3 protein-coding genes are annotated in these 3,525 nt (G+C 70.2%); all 3 read left to right on the top strand.

Annotated elements, in window-relative coordinates:
- The first annotated feature begins 183 nt into the window (after nt 1-183).
- The 3 genes from AOK08_RS41175 to AOK08_RS41185 all read left to right on the top strand — a co-directional run bounded on the left by AOK08_RS41175 (nt 184) and on the right by AOK08_RS41185 (nt 3,154).
- Nucleotides 184-2,436, top strand: coding sequence for a glycoside hydrolase family 9 protein (locus AOK08_RS41175; protein WP_055535611.1), 2,253 nt, complete (start codon nt 184-186; stop codon nt 2,434-2,436).
- Between the two features lie 91 nt (nt 2,437-2,527).
- Complete coding sequence (locus tag AOK08_RS41180; RefSeq protein ID WP_055535612.1) at nt 2,528-2,773, top strand: hypothetical protein; 246 nt, start codon at nt 2,528-2,530, stop codon at nt 2,771-2,773.
- A gap of 3 nt (nt 2,774-2,776) precedes the next feature.
- Nucleotides 2,777-3,154, top strand: a complete 378-nt coding sequence (locus tag AOK08_RS41185; protein ID WP_006378057.1) for a hypothetical protein — start codon at nt 2,777-2,779, stop codon at nt 3,152-3,154.
- Nucleotides 3,155-3,525: the final 371 nt, after the last annotated feature.

The raw sequence follows: 3,525 nt of genomic DNA on the forward strand, positions 1-3,525 counted from the left end.
GGACGGGACGGGAAGGGGCGGCGGGGGCGAGAAACGCCGTACACAAACCCAGTCCCGTCAGGACCGTTGACGCCGCGAGGCGCCTCACTCAGCATGGGCCACGTCCGCATCTGGGAGCGCTCCCACGGCACCGCGCCGCTCTTCCGGCACCCGCGCCCCCACCTCACCCGAGGAGCTCCAGACGTGAAACGACGCAGAACCACCCTGCTCGCGGTGACCGCCCTCATCGCGGCGGCCCTCACCGCGTTCCCCGCCGGACCGGCCGCCGCCGAGGAGATCGAGCAGGTCAAGAACGGCACCTTCGACACCACCACCGCCCCCTGGTGGACGACCACCAACGTCACCGCCGGCCTCTCCGGCGGAGGGCTCTGCGCGGACGTGCCCGGCGGCACGGCCAACCGCTGGGACGCCTCCGTCGGCCAGAACGACATCACCCTGAAGAAGGGCGAGTCGTACCGCTTCTCCTTCAAGGCGATCGGCACGCCCACGGGACACGTCGTACGGGCGATCGTCGGCCTGTCGGTGTCCCCGTACGACACCTACTTCGAGGTCAGCCCTCAGCTGAGCGTGTCGGGCGACTCCTACTCGTACACGTTCACCGCGAACGCCGACACCACCCAGGGCCAGGTCGGCTTCCAGCTCGGCGGCAGCGCCGAACCCTTCCGGTTCTGCATGGACGACGTGTCACTGGTCGGCGGGGTGCCGCCCGAGGTGTACGTACCCGACACGGGACCCCGGGTGCGGGTCAACCAGGTCGCCTATCTGCCCGCGGGCCCGAAGAACGCCACGCTGGTCACCAGTGCCACGCAGCCCCTGCCCTGGCAGCTGAGGACGGCCGACGGGAAGACGGTGGCCCACGGCAGGACCGTGCCGCGCGGTACCGACACCTCCTCCGGGCAGAACGTCCACTCGATCGACTTCGGCTCCTACCGCAAGCACGGCACCGGGCTCACCCTGGTCGCCGACGGCGAGACGAGCCGCCCCTTCGACATCGGCGCGAGCGCCTACGAACGGCTGCGGCTCGACTCGCTGAAGTACTACTACACACAGCGCAGCGGCACAGCGATCCGTGACGACCTGCGCCCGGGCTACGGCCGCCCCGCCGGGCACGTGGGCGCGGCGCCCAACCAGGGAGACTCCCGCGTGCCGTGCCAGCCGGGAGTGTGCGACTACACCCTCGACGTCACCGGCGGCTGGTACGACGCCGGCGACCACGGCAAGTACGTCGTCAACGGCGGCATCTCCACCTGGGAGCTGCTGAGCACGTACGAGCGTGCCCTGCATACGGGCAAGGGGAACAAGGGAAAGCGGGACAAGCTGGGCGACGGCACGCTCGCCATCCCGGAGAGCGGCAACAAGGTGCCCGACATCCTGGACGAGGCGCGCTGGGAGCTGGACTTCCTGCTGAAGATGCAGGTGCCGGCCGGGCAGCCGCTGGCTGGCATGGCCCATCACAAGATCCACGACGAGAAGTGGACCGGGCTGCCGCTGCTGCCGAGCGACGACCCGCAGAAGCGCGAACTGCACCCGCCGACCACCGAGGCCACCCTCAACCTGGCGGCCACGGCCGCGCAGGCGGCCCGGCTGTACCGGCCCTACGACCGGGCGTTCGCCGCCCGCGCCCTCACGGCGGCGCGCAAGGCCTGGACGGCGGCCCTCGCCCACCCCGCGGTCCACGCCGACCCGAACGACGCGACCGGCGGCGGTGCCTACAACGACACCGACGCGCAGGACGAGTTCTACTGGGCCGCCGCCGAGCTGTATCTCACCACCGGTGACAAGACGTTCGAGCGGTACATCCTGAACTCGCCGGTCCACACGGCCGACATCTTCGGTGCCCTCGGCTTCGACTGGGCCAGGACCGCCGCCGCCGGCCGGCTCGACCTGGCGACCGTCCCGAACGGACTGCCCGGCCGGGACAAGGTCCGCCAGTCCGTGCTCAAGGGCGCCGACCGCTATCTGGCCACGCTGACGGCACAGCCGTACGGCATGCCCTACGCCCCCGACCTCAACGTGTACGACTGGGGCTCCAACGCCCAGATCCTCAACAACGCCGTCGTCATCGCCACCGCGTACGACATCGGCGGCGCCCCGAAGTACCGGGACGGCGCGCTCCAGAGCATCGACTACCTCCTCGGCCGCAACGCCCTGAACATGTCGTACGTGACGGGCTACGGCGAGGTCAACTCCCATCAGCAGCACAGCCGTTGGTACGCCCACCAGCTCGACCCGAAGATGCCGAGCCCGCCCGCCGGCACCCTCGCCGGAGGCCCCAACTCGAGCATTCAGGACCCCTACGCACAGAGCAAACTCCAGGGCTGCACAGGCCAGTTCTGCTACATCGACGACATCCAGTCCTGGTCCACGAACGAGCACGCGGTCAACTGGAACGCGGCCCTGGCCCGGATGGCGTCCTTCGTGGCCGACCAGGGATAACCGGGCTGCCTTTCGCCCCCTCGGTACCCTGTTCCTACCCGGCTGACCTGGTGGTATTTACGGTCGAGTACCGGCGCGGTACCGTGGGGGCATGCCAGCTCTCAACGTGGAGTTCAGCGACCGCGAGCTAGAGGATCTGCGGCAGATCGCCAAGGAGCGCGGTACGTCCATGAAGGCCCTCGTCCGTGAGGCGGCGGCGGCCGACATCGCCCGCCATCGCGCCCTCCAGGAGGGCGCGGAGGAATTCCGGCGGTTCTTCGCCGCCCACGCCGACGAATTCGCCGCCGCCTTCCCCGAGGACGAACCGGTCGCGGGCGGCCGGGGACGGGGCGCCTGACCGATGGCTCCCGTCATCCATATCGACGTGCCCTGGCTGCTCCAGCGCCACGAAGAGGTCCTGCCGGACCAGCCCACGGTCAACGACTTCTCCGCCCTGGTCGCCGCGGTGGCCCGGCACCGGGTCGATCCGCCGCGCCTGGGCGTGGACTCCGACCCGGCCTGGCGGGCCGCCGCCCTGCTGCACACCCTCGCGCTGCTCAAGCCGCTGCCGTCGGCCAACGCCCGCTTCGCCTGCGCCACCGCCGTGGCGTACATGTTCGTCAGCGACGTCGGCATCGACCCGCCGTACGGCGCCCTCGTCGACCTCGCCCGCGACCTGATCTCGGGCAAGGCCGACGTCTACGGCGCGGCGGACCGGCTGCGCTCCTGGCAGATCTGACCGGATCGGTTCACGTGGAGTGGATGGGTCCACCCGGGGCGCCGGGGCGCGGGGCGAGTGTCGAAAACAGGTGCGAGTGACGGGTGTTTCCGCTGTTGCGGCCTGTCTTCAATGCACGGATGTTACCCAAGTGCCTTGTTGGTCAGGAGCAACTTGTGCAAAGGTGAACTACTTGTGCAGGGGGAATGGCCGGGCTCGATACGCCGGCGGTGATTCGGTGGCGGTCCAGCGCCACGGCCGGGGTGGGGGACACAGCCGGGAACCTCTGTGAGTTGCCCGCGCGTGGGAAGGAAACCGCTCAGTGCCCCACCCCCACCCCCCTCGACCGTCCTACCCCGCGTTCTCCGACGGGGTCGTGGGGGAATCGGGCT

The organism is Streptomyces graminilatus (assembly GCF_001418565.1).
In the GTDB taxonomy this organism is placed as follows: Bacteria; Actinomycetota; Actinomycetes; order Streptomycetales; family Streptomycetaceae; genus Streptomyces; species Streptomyces graminilatus.

Excerpts from the sequence above, each read along its gene's own strand:
- AOK08_RS41180 (WP_055535612.1), top strand. The coding sequence starts at position 2,528 with ATGCCAGCTCTCAACGTGGAGTTCAGCGACCGCGAGCTAGAGGATCTG.
- AOK08_RS41185 (WP_006378057.1), top strand. The coding sequence starts at position 2,777 with ATGGCTCCCGTCATCCATATCGACGTGCCCTGGCTGCTCCAGCGCCAC.